The sequence below is a fragment of the Streptomyces davaonensis JCM 4913 genome (genome assembly GCF_000349325.1).
GTDB lineage: Bacteria > Actinomycetota > Actinomycetes > Streptomycetales > Streptomycetaceae > Streptomyces > Streptomyces davaonensis.
Genome location: NC_020504.1, coordinates 3,387,676 through 3,405,365 on the forward strand (window position 1 = coordinate 3,387,676; position 17,690 = coordinate 3,405,365).

General features: G+C 69.2%; 14 protein-coding genes. 11 read left to right on the forward strand and 3 right to left on the reverse strand.

Annotation, left to right across the window (positions count from 1 at the left end):
- Nucleotides 1–11 precede the first annotated feature (11 nt).
- On the reverse strand, nt 12–1,427 hold the full coding sequence (locus BN159_RS14530) for a cation:dicarboxylate symporter family transporter (RefSeq protein WP_041821350.1): 1,416 nt from the start codon (nt 1,425–1,427) through the stop codon (nt 12–14).
- Between the two features lie 121 nt (nt 1,428–1,548).
- Here BN159_RS14530 and BN159_RS14535 point away from each other — a divergent pair, with 121 nt between their 5' ends.
- Both BN159_RS14535 and BN159_RS14540 read left to right on the forward strand, forming a co-directional pair.
- Entirely contained in the window at nt 1,549–3,198 is a 1,650-nt protein-coding gene (locus BN159_RS14535; protein WP_015657737.1) for an ATP-binding protein, read from the forward strand.
- Nucleotides 3,195–3,881, forward strand: coding sequence for a response regulator (locus BN159_RS14540; protein ID WP_015657738.1), 687 nt, complete (start codon nt 3,195–3,197; stop codon nt 3,879–3,881). Before BN159_RS14535 ends, BN159_RS14540 begins: the two co-directional genes overlap by 4 nt.
- Here the strand turns inward: BN159_RS14540 and BN159_RS14545 are convergent.
- Entirely contained in the window at nt 3,878–4,411 is a 534-nt protein-coding gene (locus tag BN159_RS14545) for a hypothetical protein (RefSeq protein ID WP_015657739.1), read from the reverse strand. The two genes, BN159_RS14540 and BN159_RS14545, sit on opposite strands and share 4 nt — an antisense overlap.
- Before the next feature lie 46 nt (nt 4,412–4,457).
- Here BN159_RS14545 and BN159_RS14550 point away from each other — a divergent pair, with 46 nt between their 5' ends.
- The 6 genes from BN159_RS14550 to BN159_RS14575 all read left to right on the forward strand — a co-directional run bounded on the left by BN159_RS14550 (nt 4,458) and on the right by BN159_RS14575 (nt 11,518).
- On the forward strand, nt 4,458–5,318 hold the full coding sequence (locus BN159_RS14550) for a 5'-methylthioadenosine/S-adenosylhomocysteine nucleosidase (RefSeq protein ID WP_015657740.1): 861 nt from the start codon (nt 4,458–4,460) through the stop codon (nt 5,316–5,318).
- A 118-nt stretch (nt 5,319–5,436) separates the two neighbouring features.
- Nucleotides 5,437–7,338, forward strand: a complete 1,902-nt coding sequence (locus BN159_RS14555) for a tetratricopeptide repeat protein (RefSeq protein ID WP_015657741.1) — start codon at nt 5,437–5,439, stop codon at nt 7,336–7,338.
- Between the two features lie 70 nt (nt 7,339–7,408).
- The gene (locus BN159_RS14560; protein WP_086016431.1) at nt 7,409–8,767 is read left to right on the forward strand and encodes an extracellular solute-binding protein; all 1,359 of its coding nucleotides are present in this window, start codon (nt 7,409–7,411) and stop codon (nt 8,765–8,767) included.
- Between the two features lie 22 nt (nt 8,768–8,789).
- On the forward strand, nt 8,790–9,662 hold the full coding sequence (locus BN159_RS14565) for a carbohydrate ABC transporter permease (protein WP_015657743.1): 873 nt from the start codon (nt 8,790–8,792) through the stop codon (nt 9,660–9,662).
- Nucleotides 9,663–9,667: 5 nt separating this feature from the next.
- Nucleotides 9,668–10,501 carry a carbohydrate ABC transporter permease gene (locus BN159_RS14570; protein ID WP_015657744.1) on the forward strand — a complete coding sequence of 278 codons (834 nt, stop codon included), beginning with the start codon at nt 9,668–9,670 and terminating at the stop codon, nt 10,499–10,501.
- A gap of 285 nt (nt 10,502–10,786) precedes the next feature.
- Nucleotides 10,787–11,518 carry a helix-turn-helix domain-containing protein gene (locus BN159_RS14575; protein WP_078598803.1) on the forward strand — a complete coding sequence of 244 codons (732 nt, stop codon included), beginning with the start codon at nt 10,787–10,789 and terminating at the stop codon, nt 11,516–11,518.
- A 17-nt stretch (nt 11,519–11,535) separates the two neighbouring features.
- On the opposite strand, the gene BN159_RS14580 is transcribed toward BN159_RS14575, so the two are convergent.
- On the reverse strand, nt 11,536–12,561 hold the full coding sequence (locus BN159_RS14580) for an ATP-dependent 6-phosphofructokinase (RefSeq protein ID WP_015657746.1): 1,026 nt from the start codon (nt 12,559–12,561) through the stop codon (nt 11,536–11,538).
- Between the two features lie 217 nt (nt 12,562–12,778).
- Between BN159_RS14580 and pta the strand changes: the two genes are divergently transcribed.
- The 3 genes from pta (at nt 12,779) to pyk (ending at nt 17,584) form a co-directional block, all read left to right on the forward strand.
- Nucleotides 12,779–14,869 (forward strand): phosphate acetyltransferase, encoded by a 2,091-nt coding sequence (gene pta, locus BN159_RS14585; protein WP_015657747.1) that lies wholly within the window; start codon nt 12,779–12,781, stop codon nt 14,867–14,869.
- On the forward strand, nt 14,866–16,080 hold the full coding sequence (locus BN159_RS14590) for an acetate kinase (protein WP_015657748.1): 1,215 nt from the start codon (nt 14,866–14,868) through the stop codon (nt 16,078–16,080). Before pta ends, BN159_RS14590 begins: the two co-directional genes overlap by 4 nt.
- A gap of 73 nt (nt 16,081–16,153) precedes the next feature.
- Entirely contained in the window at nt 16,154–17,584 is a 1,431-nt protein-coding gene (gene pyk, locus BN159_RS14595; protein WP_015657749.1) for a pyruvate kinase, read from the forward strand.
- Nucleotides 17,585–17,690: the final 106 nt, after the last annotated feature.

Here is a 17,690-nt window from a genome sequence, read left to right on the forward strand (position 1 = left end):
GAGGGCGGGGCCTAAGCCTTCGCGAGTTCCTTCTCGCCGCCCTGCTCCGGCACCTCCGCCGACGCATCGGCGGACGTCTCGTGTCCGTCGTCGAGCAGCGTCTTCTCGTCGAACGGGAGCTGACCGGCCAGCACCTGGTCGACCCGGCCGCGGTCGATCTCCTTGGTCCAGGTGCCGATCAGCACCGTGGCCACCGCGTTGCCCGCGAAGTTCGTCAGGGCGCGGGCCTCGCTCATGAAGCGGTCGATGCCGACGATGAGGCCGATGCCGTCCACCAGGGCCGGCTTGTGCGACTGGAGACCGCCCGCGAGGGTGGCCAGACCCGCACCCGTCACACCGGCCGCGCCCTTCGAGGCGACCAGCAGGAACAGCAGCAGCGGGATCTGCTCGCCGACCGACATCGGCGTACCCATGGCGTCGGCGATGAACAGGGACGCCATGGTCATGTAGATCATGGTGCCGTCGAGGTTGAAGGAGTAGCCGGTCGGGACGGTGATGCCGACGACCGGCTTGCTGACACCGAGGTGCTCCATCTTCGCGATGAGCCGCGGCAGGGCGGACTCGGAGGAGGAGGTGGACAGGATCAGCAGGAACTCACGGCCCAGGTACTTGAAGAACGTGAGGATGTTCAGGCCGGCGACCACCCGCAGCAGCGCCGCGAGCACGATGAACACGAAGAGGAAGCAGGTGGTGTAGAAGCCGAGCATCAGGACGGCGAGGCTCTTGAGCGCGTCCAGACCGGCGGAACCGGTGACCGCGGCGATGGCGCCGAAGGCACCGATCGGGGCGGCCCACATCACCATCGCCAGGACCCGGAAGACCAGCCGCTGGATGTGCTCCACACCGCGCAGGATCGGCTGCCCGGCGGACCCCATGGCCTGGAGCGCGAAGCCCACGAGCAGGGCGACGAGCAGGGTCTGGAGCACCTCGCCGCCGGTGAAGGCGGAGACGATCGTGGTCGGGATGATGCCGAGCAGGAACTCGGTGGTGTCCTTGGCCTCGGCGTCGACCTGGGCGTGCCCGACGTCCTTGACGGCGTCGGTGACGGCGAGCCCGGTGCCCGGCTCCAGGATGTTGCCGACGACCAGGCCGATACCCAGGGCGACCAGCGACATGACCGTGAAGTAGACGAGCGCGATACCGCCGACGGCACCGACCTTCGCGGCCTTCCGTACCGATCCGATGCCCAGCACGATGGTGCAGAAGATGATCGGCGAGATCATCATCTTGATCAGGTTCACGAAGCCGGTACCGATCGGCTTCAGCTCGACCGCGAAGTCGGGCGCGGCGAGACCGACGGCCACGCCGAGGGCGACCGCGACGATCACCGCGATGTAGAGGTAGTGCGTGCGGTCCCGTTTGGCTCTGGGTGCCGTTGCGGGGGAATTGGCGGCCACGGCTGCCCTCCTTGACGTCTTCGTCGGCATCACCGGCGTGCGGCTCACGTCCGGGGGTTTTGAGGAATGCCGTGACTATCTCCCGCTGTGTGAGGGCGGTCACCCTTCCGTTCATTTAGTTCACGCTTAATACGGGAGGCACACTGACGACATGCGCTTCCCCGTCCCCCGCCCCCGCAGCCTGGCCGGCCAGCTGTTCGCCGTGCAGGCCGTGCTGATAGCGGTGCTCGTGGCCGGATACGCACTGTTCACCTACGTCAGCGACCAGAGCCAGGCCGAGGACGCGGCGGGCCGCCAGGCGCTGGCGGTGACCCGCTCGGTGGCCGACTCCCCCTCGGTACGGCAGGCGATCCGCACCGACGACCCCACCGCCTCGCTCCAGCCGTACGCGCTGCACGTACAGCAGGACACCGGGGTCGACTTCGTCACGATCATGGACACCCGGGGCATCCGCTGGACCCACCCCAACCCGGACGAGATCGGCCAGCGCTTCATCGGCCACATCGACGACGCGCTCAAGGGCGAGACCTTCACCGAGACCTACACCGGCACCCTCGGCCCGTCCGTGCGCGCGGTCACGCCGATCTGGGACGACGGGAAGATCGTCGGCCTGGTCAGCGCGGGCATCAAGGTCGACGAGATCAGCAAGCAGGCGCAGGACGAGCTGAAGGCGCTGATCGGGGTGGCGGGCGGCGCGCTGGCGCTGGGCGCGGTGGGCACGTACGTGATCAACGCCCGGCTGCGGCGGCACACCCACAACATGAACGCCGCCGAGCTGAGCCGGATGCACGACTACCACCAGGCCGCGTTGCACGCGGTGCGCGAGGGGCTGCTGATGCTGGACGGGCAGTTCCGGGTGGCGCTGATCAACGACGGCGGCCGGGAGCTGCTCGGCGTCTCGGAGGAGGTGGTCGGCACCTCGGTCGCCGAGCTCGGGCTGCCGCCGTCGCTCACGGGTGCGCTGCTGGCGTCGGAGCCGAGGGTGGACGAGGTGCATCTGACGGCGGACCGGGTGCTGGTGGTGAACACCTCGCCGGTGTCCGGCGGCGAGCGCCGGGGCACCGTCGTCACACTGCGCGATGTCACCGAACTCCAGTCCCTGATGGGCGAGCTGGACTCCGAGCGCGGCTTCACCCAGGCGCTGCGCTCGCAGGCGCACGAGGCCGCCAACCGGCTGCACACCGTGGTCTCGCTGATCGAGCTGGGGCGGGCCGAGGAGGCGGTCGAGTTCGCCACGGCCGAGCTGGAGCTGGCGCAGGCCCTGACCGACCAGGTCGTGGCGGCGGTCGGCGAGCCGGTGCTGGCGGCGCTGCTGCTGGGCAAGACGGCGCAGGCGAACGAGCGGGGCGTGGAGCTGGTGGTGTCGGAGGACAGCCGCCTCGACGACGGGCTCCTGCCGCCGTCGCTGCCCGCCCGGGACCTGGTGACGATCCTCGGGAACCTGATCGACAACGCGGTGGACGCGGCGCAGGGCACGGTGCGGGCACAGGTCACGGTGACGGCGTACACGGAGTCGTCGTCGCTGGTCCTGAAGGTGTCGGACACGGGCGCGGGGGTCGACCCGGCCCACGCCGAGGCGGTCTTCGAGCGCGGCTTCTCGACCAAGCCGGCCGCCGGGCCGGGCGGGCGCGGCCTCGGTCTGGCGCTGGTACGGCAGGCGGTGAGCCGGCACGACGGGACCCTGACGGTGACGGGCGCCGCCGAGGGCGGGGCGCAGTTCGAGGTACGGCTGCCCCTGGGCGTCGTACCGGCCGGTGAGGGCGTAGTTTCTGGGGGCGCAGTCTCTGGAGGCGACGTATGAGCACCGAGAAACCGATCCGGGTCCTGGTCGTCGAGGACGACCCCGTCGCCGCCGACGCCCATGTCATGTACGTCAACCGGGTCCCCGGATTCACGGCGGTCGGCAAGGCGCACACCGGCGCGGAGGCGCGTCGCGCGCTGGACCGCACGGCGGTGGACCTGGTGCTGCTCGACCTCCATCTCCCGGATGTGCACGGCCTCCAACTGGCCCGCTCCCTGCGGGCATTGGGCCACCACGCGGATGTGATAGCGGTGACGTCGGCGCGCGATCTGGCGGTGGTGCGGGAGGGCGTGTCCCTGGGCGTCGTCCAGTACGTCCTGAAGCCGTTCACCTTCGCGACCCTCCGGGACCGGCTCGTCCGGTACGCCGAGTTCCACGCGGCGGCGGGCGAGGCGAGCGGCCAGGACGAGGTCGACCGCGCCCTGGCGACCCTGCGCGCACCCGGCCCGGTGGCCCTCCCGAAGGGCCTGAGCGCACCGACCCTGGAGCGGGTGACGTTGGCCCTGCGGGACCGCACGGACGGCCTCACGGCGACGGGCGTCGCGGAGGCGGTGGGGATCTCGCGGATCACCGCCCGGCGGTATCTGGAACATCTGGTGGACGCGGGTCGGGCGGCGCGGAGTCCGCAGTACGGGACGGTGGGGCGGCCGGAGCTCCAGTACCGCTGGGTGACCGGTTCCTAGGTGAACGGCCGTGCGTAGGCGACGACTTGGGCGGCCAGCCCGACCAGAGCAAGGGCCTCGAACACGGACACCACGACCAGCCCGGCGGAGGTCTGCCCGGCGCTCCAGTAGACGGCGAGCCCGGCAAGCGGAACGACGCAGAAGGCCGTCAGATCGACGGCGCACTGGACGGCCTTACGGGTGCGGCGGCGGGCGTCGCTGCGATGCGCGGTCTCCCAGCCGAACGCCCCCTGCGCCCCCGCGAGTTGGGTGAGCCGCGGCCCGAGATCGTCGCGTATGTACTTCCCGATCGCGGAGATCTTCTCGTCGTTGACCAGGTAGGTCCAGCCGAGCACGACACACACTGGCGGGAGGGCGAGCAGCATCGCGGACTGCTCGGCCTGCGCTGCGGCGGCGATCACGGCGGCGACGACGGTGAGGGTGACGTAGAGCAGGTTGTCGCGGAAGCCGATACGGGTCTTCTGCTCGTCCTTGACGGTCTGGTACTCGGCGAGCAGGAGTTGACTGAGGGTCACGTCTTGCTCCGCCATGTACTTTTCCTCCCCCGGTGCCGTTCCTTGGCAGTACCTTAAACGCGTGTCGCAGACTTCACCCACCGTCGTCGTCCTGACCGCACTCGCCGTCGAGTACGACGCCGTACGCGCCCATCTCGGCGACGAGATCGAGGAGTTGGTCCACGAGGACGGAACCCGTGTGGAGTGCGGGCGGCTCGCGGGCACCGACTGGCGGCTGGCCGTGGCCGAGTTGGGCGAGGGCGCGGTGAACGCGTCCGCGCTGACGACGCAGATCCTCGGCTGGCTGCGCCCGGAGGCGGTGCTGTTCGTGGGCGTGGCAGGCTCCCTGAAGGAAGACGTCGCCGTCGGTCATGTGGTGATCGGCACGAAGGTGTACGCCGTGCAGGGCGGCAAGGTGACGCCCGAGGGGTTCCACGCCCGCCCCGAGGTGTGGCACGGATCGAACCGGCTGCTGCACGCGGCGCGTTCGGCGTTGCGCGGACTGGACGGGGTGCGGGGGCATCTGAAGCCGATCGCCTGCGGCGATGTCGTGCTGACGGACGAGAAGTCGGCGTTCGCCGAGTTCATCAAGCGCACCTACAACGACGCGAACGCGATCGAGATGGAGGGCGCGGGCGCGGTCCACGCGGCGCACGTGAGTGGGCAGTTGGACGCGCTGGTGATCCGGGGGATCAGCGACCGGGCGAACCCCGACAAATCCCTTGAGGACGAGGGCGGTTCACAGGAACGGGCCGCGGCTCAGGCGGCGGAGGTCGCGGTGGCGGTGCTGCGCAAGCACCGGCCGCGTGGTGGGTCCGCCGGCTCCTCCGGGGGTTCCTCCGACTCCAAGGAGGGTCCCCAATACGGCGGCGACCACATCGACTTCCGGGGCGGCGTCTTCAACGGGCCCGTTATCGGCAAGCGGGTCGACCGGGACCGGTAGGGGTCCGGTACCTCGGGCCACGACGACGCTGCCACCACGGCCGCTGGGGTTCACGGGCCGTTCTTCCGAACTGGAACGGCTGCTGGGACAACTGGCGCCGGAGGCCACCGGCGAGGCGGTGCTGATCTTCGCCGTGACCGGGATGGGCGGTATCGGGAAGACGGCGCTGGCGGTGGAGGCGGCGCATCGGGGCCGCGGGCGGGGCTGGTTCCCCGGCGGCACGCTGTTCGTGGACCTGCGCGGCTACGACGACAACCCGGTCACCGCCGACCAGGCGGTACTGGCGCTGCTGGACGCGCTCGGCGTGCAGGGGCCCGAGCTGCCGTCTACTGCGGCCCGGCAGTACGACGTGTACCGCGCCCTGCTCGCCGAGCGGCGCGAGCGGACGCTGCTGATCCTCGACAACGCGTCGGATCCGGCGCAGTTCCTGGACCTCCTGCCAGGCACCGACCGGCACCGGGTCCTGATCACCTCGCGGGACCGGCCTGACTCCCTTCCGGTACGCCTGATCGACCTGGAGACGCTGGATCCGGAGGAGTCCGTGGCCCTGGTGACGCGGGCCCTGCACGACGCGGACGAGCGGGACGACCGGCCGGGGCGGGAGCCGGACGCACTCCGCGAACTGGCGTTCCTGTGCGGCCATTTGCCGCTCGCTCTCCAGATCGCGGCGGCGATGCTGCGGAGGCGGCGGCACCGCTCCATCGCCGTTCTGGTGACCGAGATCAGAGACGCCGGTGACCCCACGGCCGTCCTCGACAACGGCAGCCCCGGTACGGATCTGTACGGGCGGTCACTGGTTCTGCGTCCGGTGCTGGAGACGTCGTACCGCCGACTGGGTTCGGAACAGGCTCGGTTGCTGCGGCTGCTGTGCCTTGCGCCGGGGGCGGACTGCGGGACGGAGGCGTTGGCGGCGCTAGCCGATCGTGAAGAGGGGGTGGTGGTACGGCTGCTGGAGGATCTGGCGGCCGCGTCGCTGGTGTCGGCGGTGCAGTCCGGCGAGCGGTGGCGGGTGCATGACCTGGTGCGGGCGTTCGGGGTGAGCGCTGTGGCACAGGAGGAAGGGGAGGCGGGGCGGGAGCGGTTGTTGGGGTACTACCTGCGGTGGGCGAATGCGGCTGACGATCGGCTGCGGTGGTTGCCGGGGATGTCCGAGCCGGAGCGGTTCGAGGACCGCAGGCAGGCGCTGACGTGGTTGGACGCGGAGCGGGCAGGTCTCGTGGCGGCGGTGAAATGGGCGTCAGAGACTGGGAGCGTTCAGCGGGTGGTAAGACTGGCCACGTACCTGGGGGTGTTCCTGCGCTGGCGGCGGTACCACGACGACTGCCTCACCGTGGCGTGGGCCGCGCTGGAGGCCGCCCAAGGCGCAAAGGACCTCTTTCTTGAGAGCGGCGCCTGGAACGACGTGGGTCTCGCCCTGCGATACATGGACCGGGTGGAGGAGGCCATCGCGGCCCACACTCGCGCCCGCGAGCTGATGGAGACCACCGGTGACCGCACTTTCGAGGCCACGGCTTGGAACAACCTCGGCCTTGCCCTGATGAGGGCAGACCGTATCGAAGAGGCGATCCACGCCCATGCCCGCGCCCGCAACCTGAGTCGAGGTGTCGGTAACCGCACAGAGGAGGCCATGGCCTTGAACAATCTCGGCACCGCCCTGAAGGAGGCAGGGCGGACGGAGGAGGCCATCGACGCCCACTCCCACGCTCGCGACCTGTACCAGGCAGTCGGCGACCGCCATCGCGAGGGCACTGCGTGGAACAACCTCGGCAACGCGCTGGAACGTGCAGGCCGAACGGATGAAGCGATCGAGGCATACGGCCAAGACCTGGCGATCTGCGCCGAGTTCGAGGACTGGTACGGGGCGGGGCACACCCTGTACAACCTGGGCCTTGCCCATCAACGTGCCGACCGTCCCTCCGAAGCCCGCGCCCACTACCTCCAAGCCGCCGACGCCTACACCCGGGCCAACGCCCCCGCCGACGCCGCCGAAGCCCAATCCGCCGCAGACGCATTGACCTGACTAGACCACTCCACCTACGTTCACCGGGCAGCCATCCCCGCGCCACACCAACGTGAGCCCGCAGGAGGTCATGCCCGTGCGCCCCACCGCCGCCTTAATCCTCGCCTCAGCCCTCGCCGCCGCAACCACCCTCACCGCTTGCGGATCCGGCTCCGGAAGCGATCCGGACACCGTGAAGGTCTCCTACAAGCAGTCCACGGACAACAACATCAAGGTGATGGACGCCTTCCTTGAGGACATCAAGAAGGAGTTCGAGGACAAGTACCCGGACAAGAAGGTCGAGTTCATCCCCATCAAGGCCCCGGACTCGGAGTACTACACCAAGCTCCAGCAGATGCTCCGCTCCCCCAAGACCGCCCCGGACCTGGTCTACGAGGACACCTTCCTCATCAACTCCGACATCACCAGCGGGTACTTGAAGCCGCTCGACGACTATCTCGCCGAATGGCCGGACTGGGACAAGTTCATCGACACCGCGAAGGCCGCCGCCAAGGGTCAGGACGGCAAGACGTACGGCGTCCCGGACGGCACCGACACCCGCGGACTCTGGTACGACAAGGGCATCTTCGAGAAGGCCGGCCTCCCGGCCGAATGGCAGCCGAAGACCTGGGACGACGTCCTCGACGCGGCCCGCACGATCAAGGAGAAGGTCCCGGACGTCACGCCTCTGAACGTCTACACGGGCAAGCCCGCGGGCGAGGCAGCCACCATGCAGGGCTTCGAGATGCTGCTGTACGGCACCGAGGACCGCCTCTACGACGAGTCGGCGAAGAAGTGGATAGCGGGAAGCCAGGGCTTCAAGGACGCCCTCACCTTCGTCGAAACGGTCTACAAGGAGAACCTCGGCCCCGAGGTCGAAGACGCCCTCGACCCCAACTTCGGCACCCGCGTGCGCGGCGAACTCCTCCCCCAGGGCAAGCTCGGCATCGACCTCGACGGCTCCTGGCTCCCGCAGGACTGGCTGGAGGGCAGCGGCCACGAGTGGCCGGAGTGGTCGCAGAAGCTGGGCCTCGCCGCGATGCCGACCCAGCACGGCCAGGACCCCGGCAAGGTGAGCATGTCCGGCGGCTGGACCTGGGCGATCCCCGCCAAGGCGGCCAACCCCGACCTGGCCTTCGACTTCATCAAAACGATGCAGACCAAGGCGAACGCCCAGAAGTGGTACGTCGCCAACTCCGGCATCGCGGTCCGTGAGGACGTCGCGAGCGATCCCGCGTACGCCGACGCCCAGCCCGGCATCAAGTTCTTCACGGACCTGGTCGCGAGCACCCACTACCGGCCCGCGTATCCGGCGTACCCGAAGGTCTCCACGGCCGTCCAGGAGGCGATGGAGGGCGTGACGACGGGCGACGCGTCGGTGGAGGAAGCGGCGGAGAACTACGACAACGAGCTGAAGACGGCGACGGACGACCAGGTGATCGAGAAGTGAGTCCCCACGCAGGTCTCTGCGCATGAGGAGGCTCACCCGCGCCCTCCCCCTCACCCGCGCCCTCCCCCTCACCCCTGCCGTCGTCCTGCTCCTCCTCTTCCTCGCCGGTCCGATCGCCTACTGCGCCTGGATCGCCTTCACCGACCTCCAACTCACCGGCCAGGCCGAGGAGTCGTTCGTCGGATTCGAGAACTTCCGTACGGCGTTCGGGGACGAGGCGTTCCTGAACGCCGTATGGCTGACACTCGTGTTCACCGTCGTGTCCGCGCTGCTCGGCCAGAACACCCTGGGCCTGGCCCTGGCCGCCCTGATGCAGCGCGCGTCGAAGCCGGTCCGCACGCTGACGGGCGGGATAGTGATCGCGGCGTGGGTGCTGCCGGAGGTGGTCGCCGGTTTCCTCCTCTACGCCTTCTTCCGCCGCGAGGGAACCCTGAACGCCATCCTCGACTGGCTCCATCTCCCCTCCCAGAACTGGCTGTTCACGCTGCCGATCCTGGCGGTGTCGTTCGCGAACGTCTGGCGGGGTACGGCGTTCTCGATGCTGGTGTACTCGGCCGCCCTGAACGAGATCCCCAGGGAGATCACGGAGGCGGCGGAAGTCGACGGCGCGGGTGGCTGGCGCCGCCTGTGGCACATCACGCTCCCGATGATCCGCCGCTCGATCGGCACGAACCTGATGCTGATCACCCTCCAGACCCTCTCCGTCTTCGGCCTGATCTGGGTGATGACGAGGGGTGGTCCTGGCGGCAAGAGCCAGACGCTCCCCCTGTTCATGTACGAGGAGGCGTTCCAGAAGAGCATGATCGGCTACGGCACGGCGGTGGCGTTGCTGCTGCTGGTGGTGGGCTCACTGTTCTCGGTGGTCTACCTCCGTCTGCTGCGGACGGAGGTGTGAGGCCCGTGAGATCCCGATCCCGCAGAACGACTCGCCGCCTGGCCGCCGACCTGGGCCTGTTGGCGGTGGCGGCGGCGTTCGTGCTGCCGCTGGCGTGGGTGATCCTGTCGTCGCTGGACCCGCAGGCAGACCTGACGGTGAAGCTCCCGGACGGCGTGACCTGGGACAACTTCGACGCGGTCCTGACCGACGACATCACCTTCACACCGCTGCTGAACAGCCTGCTGCTGTGCGGCGGCGGAACGCTCCTGACGGTGATCTGCGCAGCCCTCGCCGCCTACCCCCTGTCCCGCTTCCGCTCCCGCCTGAACCGCCCGTTCCTCCTGACGATCCTCTTCGCGACGTGCCTGCCGATCACGGCCGTGATGGTCCCGGTGTACGCCTTGTTCGTCCGGGTGAACCTGATCGACACGATGCAGGGCACGATCTTCTTCTTCGCCGCCTCTCAACTCCCCTTCGCCATCTGGCTGATGAAGAACTTCATGGACGGCGTCCCGAAGGAACTGGAGGAGGCGGCCTGGACGGACGGAGCGTCGTCCTTCCAGTCCCTGCTCCGAATCGTGCTGCCGCTGATGGGCCCCGGAGTGGCGGTGGTGACGGTGTTCTCCTTCGTCATGATGTGGGGCAACTTCTTCGTCCCCTTCATGCTGCTGCTCACCCCGGACCAGATGCCGGCGGCGGTGAGCATCAACGAGTTCTTCGGAAACCGAGGAACGGTGGTCTACGGGCAGTTGGCCGCGTTCTCGGTCATCTACTCGACGCCGGTGATCCTGCTGTACGTGGCAGTGGCCCGGCGGATGGGGGGAGGCTTCGCGCTGAGCGGGGCGGTCAAGGGGTGAGGCCTTTACCCCATCCCTGTCCGTACGAATTGAGCCGCCCACCCGCCCCGCACGCACCTTCGAACCACGCCCACCTGGACGAAACGCAAGATGGGCCATCCACCGGGGCGCCACCCGCCCGGATTCCCGAATATGCCCGCTGACCTTGCCCTTCCCGGCAGCCGTCCACCGAGGGGATCCCGCGGCCGCCTCCCCCACCCCGCCACACCGGCCGGAACCGTACGTTCCTACAATCCGTAATCCTGGCCGAACAGACCGTAGTCACCACCCCCGTGCGCCCCTAGCTTGTGGCGCGTGCGCCGACCGCCTGCTCGACCGAACCAGCCCAGTCCACCGACTCCCCCGTTCAACGCCCCCGCCGCCAGAAAACTCCGTGCCGCCCTGAACATGGGCCCCGAGCATGTCGCCTACGGCATGCGGGTCTCGTACGGGCTGCCCTATGTCACCCCGGACCTCGTCACCGCCTGGGAGCGCGGGGTCACCACCCCCAGCAACCCCGAACTCGCCGCCCTCGCGGGCGTGCTGTGGTGCTCGCCCGGTGAGCTGCTCGGCCGTCCACGGAGCCTGCGGGAGCACCGCATGTCCCGTGGGCTCGCGCCGGAGGACGTGGCCCGTGCCGTGGGACACGAACTCCACGCCTACCTCCGGATGGAGGAGAGCGACGACTGGCGCGGCACCGAGCGGCAGGCCTCCGTCCTCGCCGAGCTGCTCGGGCTCACGCTCCCCGACTTCGTCACCGTCACCGGGCGGGACGCCAGACTCGCCGACCTGCTGCGCAGCGCGGTGACGACGCGCTGGCAGGCGTACGTCCGCCCGATCGGCAAGCTGGTGCCGCTGGACCGGCGGCTGGTGGAGGACGCCCTCCAGGAACTGCACCGGGAGTACCACGGCCAGATGGTGGCCACCCTCAGCTGGGGCGGTGACGGCGGTACCAGCGCGGCGGGCCGGGAGTACCTGGACCGGATCGTGGACCATTTCTGGACCACGATCAGTGATCGTTCCCCGGGCGCGGTCTGAAGGCTTGGAACCAGGTCCTAGAAGACCGACTCCGCCTCGTCCATCCGGTCCTTCGGGACCGTCTTCAGCTCGGTGACCGCCTCGGCCAGCGGCACCATCACGATGTCCGTGCCGCGCAGCGCGGTCATCCGGCCGAACTCACCGCGGTGCGCGGCCTCCACGGCGTGCCAGCCGAAGCGGGTCGCGAGCACGCGGTCGTACGCCGTGGGTACGCCACCGCGCTGGACATGACCGAGGATGACCGGCTTGGACTCCTTGCCGAGGCGGCGCTCCAGCTCGAACGCCAGGGCCGTACCGATGCCCTGGAAGCGCTCGTGGCCGAACTGGTCGATCTCGCCCTTGCCGTAGTCCATGGAGCCCTCGGCGGGGTGGGCGCCCTCGGCGACGCAGATGACGGCGAACTTCTTGCCGCGCGCGAACCGTTCCTCGACCATCTTGACCAGGTCGGCCGGGTCGAAGGGGCGCTCGGGCAGGCAGATGCCGTGGGCGCCGGCCGCCATGCCGGACTCCAGGGCGATCCAGCCCGCGTGGCGGCCCATGACCTCCACCACCATCACGCGCTGGTGGGACTCCGCCGTCGTCTTGAGGCGGTCCATCGCCTCCGTCGCCACGCCGACCGCGGTGTCGAAGCCGAAGGTGCGGTCGGTGGAGGAGATGTCGTTGTCGATGGTCTTCGGCACGCCGACCACCGGCAGCCCGGCGTCGTACAGCATGCGCGCGGCCGTCAGGGTGCCCTCGCCGCCGATCGGGATCAGCGCGTCGATGCCGAAGTCACGGGCGATGTCGGGAGCGTTGTCGCAGGCCTCGCGGAGCCGGTCGCGCTCCAGGCGGGAGGAGCCGAGGATAGTGCCGCCGCGGGCCAGGATGCCGCTCACCCCGTCGAGGTCGAGGGTGCGGTAGTGGCCGTCCAGCAGTCCGGCGTAGCCGTCCTCGAAGCCGATGACCTCGTCGCCGTACTGGGTGACGGCGCGGTGCACGACCGACCGGATCACTGCGTTCAGGCCGGGGCAGTCGCCGCCTGCGGTGAGAACTCCGATACGCATCGTGCTGTGTCTCCTGCTCGCTGTTGATACCGGTGAGCCAGTCCGATTGTTTCATGCCGCCGAGGAGGGTGCCGCATCCCTGGACATCCCTGGAGCTGACGGGCGCCTTATCTATCGGCAGAGGTATTGTCAAGAGGGATCTGCTCACCTCGGTGGGCGATTTTTATGACGTTGGCTTGATGCAGCTTGATGCCGCTTGACGAAGGGGAGACCACGCGTGACGCGCAGCGTGTACGTGACGGGTATCGACCGGGGCGACGGTCGCCAGGTCGTCGAGCTGGGGGTGATGGAGCTGCTCACCCGGCAGGTCGACCGGGTGGGTGTCTTCCGGCCCCTTGTCCACGACGGCCCCGACCGCCTCTTCGAGCTGCTGCGCTCCCGCTACCGGCTGGCCCAGGACCCGGCGACGGTCTACGGCATGGACTACCACGAGGCGTCCGCGCTCCAGGCCGAACAGGGCACCGACGAGCTGGTCTCCACCCTCGTCGACCGCTTCCACGTGGTCGCCCGCGACTACGACGTGGTCCTGGTCCTCGGCACCGACTACGCCGACACCCAGTTCCCGGAGGAGCTCTCCCTCAACGCCCGGCTGGCCAACGAGTTCGGCGCCTCCGTCATACCCGTCGTCGGCGGCCGCAAGCAGACCGCCGAATCGGTGCTCGCCGAGACCCGCAACGCCTACCGCGCCTACGACGGCCTCGGCTGCGACGTCCTCGCCATGGTGACCAACCGGGTGGCCCGGGAGGACCGGGACCGCATCGCCGAGCGGCTCACCAACCGGCTGCCGGTCCCGTGCTACGTCCTGCCCGACGAGCCCGCCCTGTCCGCGCCGACGGTCGCGCAGATCTCCCACGCCCTCGGCGCGAAGGTGCTCCTCGGCGACGACTCGGGGCTCGCCCGGGACGTGCTGGACTTCGTCTTCGGCGGTGCGATGCTGCCGAAGTTCCTCCCGGCCCTGACCCCGGGCTGTCTGGTGGTCACCCCGGGGGACCGTGCCGACCTGGTCGTCGGCGCGCTCGCCGCGCACAGCGCCGGCACCCCGCCGATCGGCGGGGTGCTGCTCACCCTCGACGAGAAGCCGGGCGAGGACGTCCTCACCCTCGCCGCCCGGCTCGCCCCCGGCACCCCGGTGCTCTCGGTGCCCGGCAACAGCTTCCCGACCGCCGAGCAGCTGTTCTCCCTGGAGGGCAAGCTCAACGCGGCCACCCCGCGCAAGGCGGAGACCGCGCTCGGCCTGTTCGAGCGGTACGTCGAGAGCAGTGATCTGCTCAAGCGGGTGAGCGCCCCGAGCAGCGACCGGGTCACGCCGATGATGTTCGAGCACAAGCTGCTGGAGCAGGCCCGCTCCGATCTGCGGCGCGTGGTGCTGCCCGAGGGCACCGAGGCGCGGGTGCTGCACGCCGCCGAGGTGCTGCTGCGGCGCGGGGTGTGCGCGCTGACGCTGCTCGGCCCGGTGGACCAGATCCGCAAGAGGGCCGCCGACCTCGGGATCGACCTGGGCGACTCCCAGCTGATCGACCCGGCCACGAGTGAACTGCGCGACGCCTTCGCCGAGAAGTACGCCGCCGTCCGGGCCCACCGGGGCGTGACGGTGGAGCTGGCGTACGACGTGGTGTCGGACGTGAACTACTTCGGCACGCTGATGGTCCAGGAGGGCCTCGCCGACGGCATGGTGTCCGGATCCGTGCACTCCACGGCCGCGACGATCCGCCCGGCCTTCGAGATCATCAAGACCCGGCCGGACGCCGGGATCGTGTCCTCGGTGTTCTTCATGTGCCTCGCCGACAAGGTCCTCGTCTACGGCGACTGCGCGGTGAACCCCGATCCGAACGCCGAGCAGCTCGCGGACATCGCCATCCAGTCCGCGGCGACGGCAGAGCAGTTCGGTGTGGAGCCGCGGATCGCGATGCTGTCGTACTCGACGGGTACGTCCGGTTCGGGCGCCGACGTCGACAAGGTGCGCGAGGCGACCGATCTGGTACGGCTGCGCAGGCCGGATCTGAAGATCGAGGGGCCGATCCAGTACGACGCCGCCGTCGAGCCGTCGGTGGCCGCGACCAAGCTGCCGGAATCCGATGTCGCGGGACAGGCAACGGTTCTGATCTTCCCTGACCTCAATACAGGCAACAACACCTACAAGGCCGTGCAGCGTTCGGCCGGCGCGATCGCCGTCGGACCCGTGCTCCAGGGTCTGCGCAAGCCCGTCAACGACCTGTCCCGCGGCGCGCTGGTGCAGGACATCGTCAACACCGTCGCCATCACGGCGATCCAGGCCCAGTCCCCCCTCGAGAAGGCGTCCCAGCAGTGACCTCGTCGCGTGTCCTCGTCCTCAACTCCGGCTCCTCGTCGGTGAAGTACCAGCTGCTCGACATGAGCGACGGCAGCCGGCTCGCGATGGGCCTCGTCGAGCGCATCGGCGAGGAGACCTCCCGGCTCAAGCACACCCCGGCGGGCGGCGCGTCCCGGGAGTGGAACGGCTCGATAGCCGATCATGACGCCGCGTTGAAGGCGGTGGCGGAGGAGCTGTCCCGGGACGGCCTCGGTCTGGACTCCCCGGAGCTGGCCGCGATCGGGCACCGGGTGGTGCACGGCGGCAAGCACTTCACCGAGCCGACCGTGATCGACGACGCGGTGCTCGCCGAGATCGAGCGGCTGATCCCGGTCGCCCCGCTGCACAACCCGGCGAACCTCACCGGCATCCGCACCGCCCAGGCGCTGCGGCCGGATCTGCCGCAGGTCGCCGTGTTCGACACCGCGTTCCACACGACGATGCCGGAGTCGGCGGCCCGCTACGCGATCGACGTCGAGACCGCCGACGAGCACCGCATCCGGCGCTACGGCTTCCACGGCACCTCGCACGCCTACGTCTCGCGGGCGACCGCCGAGCTGCTCGGCAAGTCGCCGGAAGAGGTGAATGTGATCGTGCTGCACCTCGGCAACGGCGCCTCGGCGTCCGCGGTGCGGGGCGGGCGCTGCGTGGACACCTCCATGGGGCTGACGCCATTGGAAGGGCTGGTGATGGGAACCCGGTCGGGCGACATGGACCCGGCCGTCATCTTCCATTTGATGCGTGTTGGGGGAATGTCCGCCGACGAGATCGACACTCTTCTCAACAAGAAGAGCGGGCTGATCGGCCTGTGCGGTGACAACGACATGCGGGAGATCCGCCGCAGGATCGACGAGGGTGACGAATCGGCGCAACTCGCCTTCGACATCTACATCCACCGGCTGAAGAAGTACATCGGCGCCTATTACGCCGTGCTCGGACGGGTGGACGCGGTGGCCTTCACAGCGGGAGTCGGGGAAAACGCGAGTCCCGTGCGAGAAGCTGCCGTGGCCGGACTGGAGGAGCTGGGTCTGGTGGTGGACGGCGAGCTCAACGCCGTACGCAGCGACGAGCCGCGGCTGATCTCGCCGGAACACGCACGGGTGGCTGTGGCCGTGGTGCCGACCGACGAGGAACTGGAGATTGCGACACAGACGTACGCGCTTGTAAAAGGCTCGGAGAATCTCACCTGAGCGGCAGTCCGCCCCTTTGTATTTTCCGCCAGACGGAATATTCCGCAGCGAAACAAACCGATAGGATCGCCCCATGCGCCGTTCGAAAATCGTCTGTACTCTCGGCCCCGCGGTCGACTCCCATGAACAGCTGGTGTCGCTGATCGAGGCGGGCATGAATGTGGCCCGCTTCAACTTCAGCCACGGCTCGCACGAAGAGCACCAGGGGCGGTACGACCGCGTCCGGGCCGCCGCCCAGGAGACCGGGCGGGCCATCGGTGTGCTCGCCGACCTCCAGGGCCCCAAGATCCGTCTGGAGACCTTCGCCGAGGGTCCGGTGGAGCTGGAGCGTGGTGACGAGTTCGTCATCACCACCGAGGACATCCCGGGTGACAAGCAGATCTGCGGAACCACCTACAAGGGCCTGCCGGGCGATGTCTCGCGCGGCGACCAGATCCTCATCAACGACGGCAACGTCGAGCTGAAGGTCCTGGACGTCGAGGGCCCCCGGGTCAAGACGATCGTCATCGAGGGCGGTGTCGTCTCCGACCACAAGGGCATCAACCTGCCGGGCGCGGCCGTGAACGTGCCGGCCCTGTCCGAGAAGGACGTCGAGGACCTGCGGTTCGCGCTGCGCATGGGCTGCGACATGGTCGCGCTGTCCTTCGTGCGGGACGCCGACGACGTGCAGGACGTCCACAAGGTCATGGACGAGGTCGGCCGCCGCGTCCCGGTCATCGCCAAGGTGGAGAAGCCGCAGGCGGTGCAGAACATGGAGGACGTCGTCGCGGCGTTCGACGCCGTGATGGTGGCCCGTGGCGACCTGGCCGTCGAGTACCCGCTCGAAAAGGTCCCCATGGTGCAGAAGCGGCTCATCGAGCTGTGCCGCCGCAACGCCAAGCCGGTGATCGTGGCGACCCAGATGATGGAGTCGATGATCACCAACTCCCGCCCGACCCGCGCCGAGGCCTCCGACGTGGCCAACGCGATCCTGGACGGCGCCGACGCGGTGATGCTGAGCGCGGAGTCCTCGGTCGGCGCCTACCCGATCGAGACCGTCAAGACGATGTCGAAGATCGTCCAGGCGGCCGAGCAGGAGCTGCTCGCCAAGGGGCTTCAGCCGCTCGTCCCGGGCAAGAAGCCGCGTACGCAGGGCGGTTCGGTCGCCCGCGCGGCCTGCGAGATCGCCGACTTCCTCGGCGGCAAGGGCCTGATCGCCTTCACCAAGTCCGGTGACACCGCCCGCCGGCTGTGCCGCTACCGCGCCGCCCAGCCGATCCTGGCCTTCACCACCGACGAGGCCACCCGCAACCAGCTCACCCTCAGCTGGGGCGTGGAGTCGCACGTCGTGCCGTTCGTCAACAGCACCGACGAGATGGTCGACCTGGTCGACGGTGAAGTGATCAAGCTGGGCCGCTTCAACGAGGGCGACGTCCTCATCATCACGGCCGGCTCGCCCCCCGGCGTCCCCGGCACCACCAACATGGTCCGCGTCCACCACCTCGGCGGCGGCGGCATCAACTGACGCCCCCACAGAGGGTCTTGAAGAGCCCATCAAAGGGCTTGTACGGCGCTGAGGGCGCCCCCTGGATCAGGGGGCGCCCTCAGGCGTTGTGCGGCTCCCGAACGGG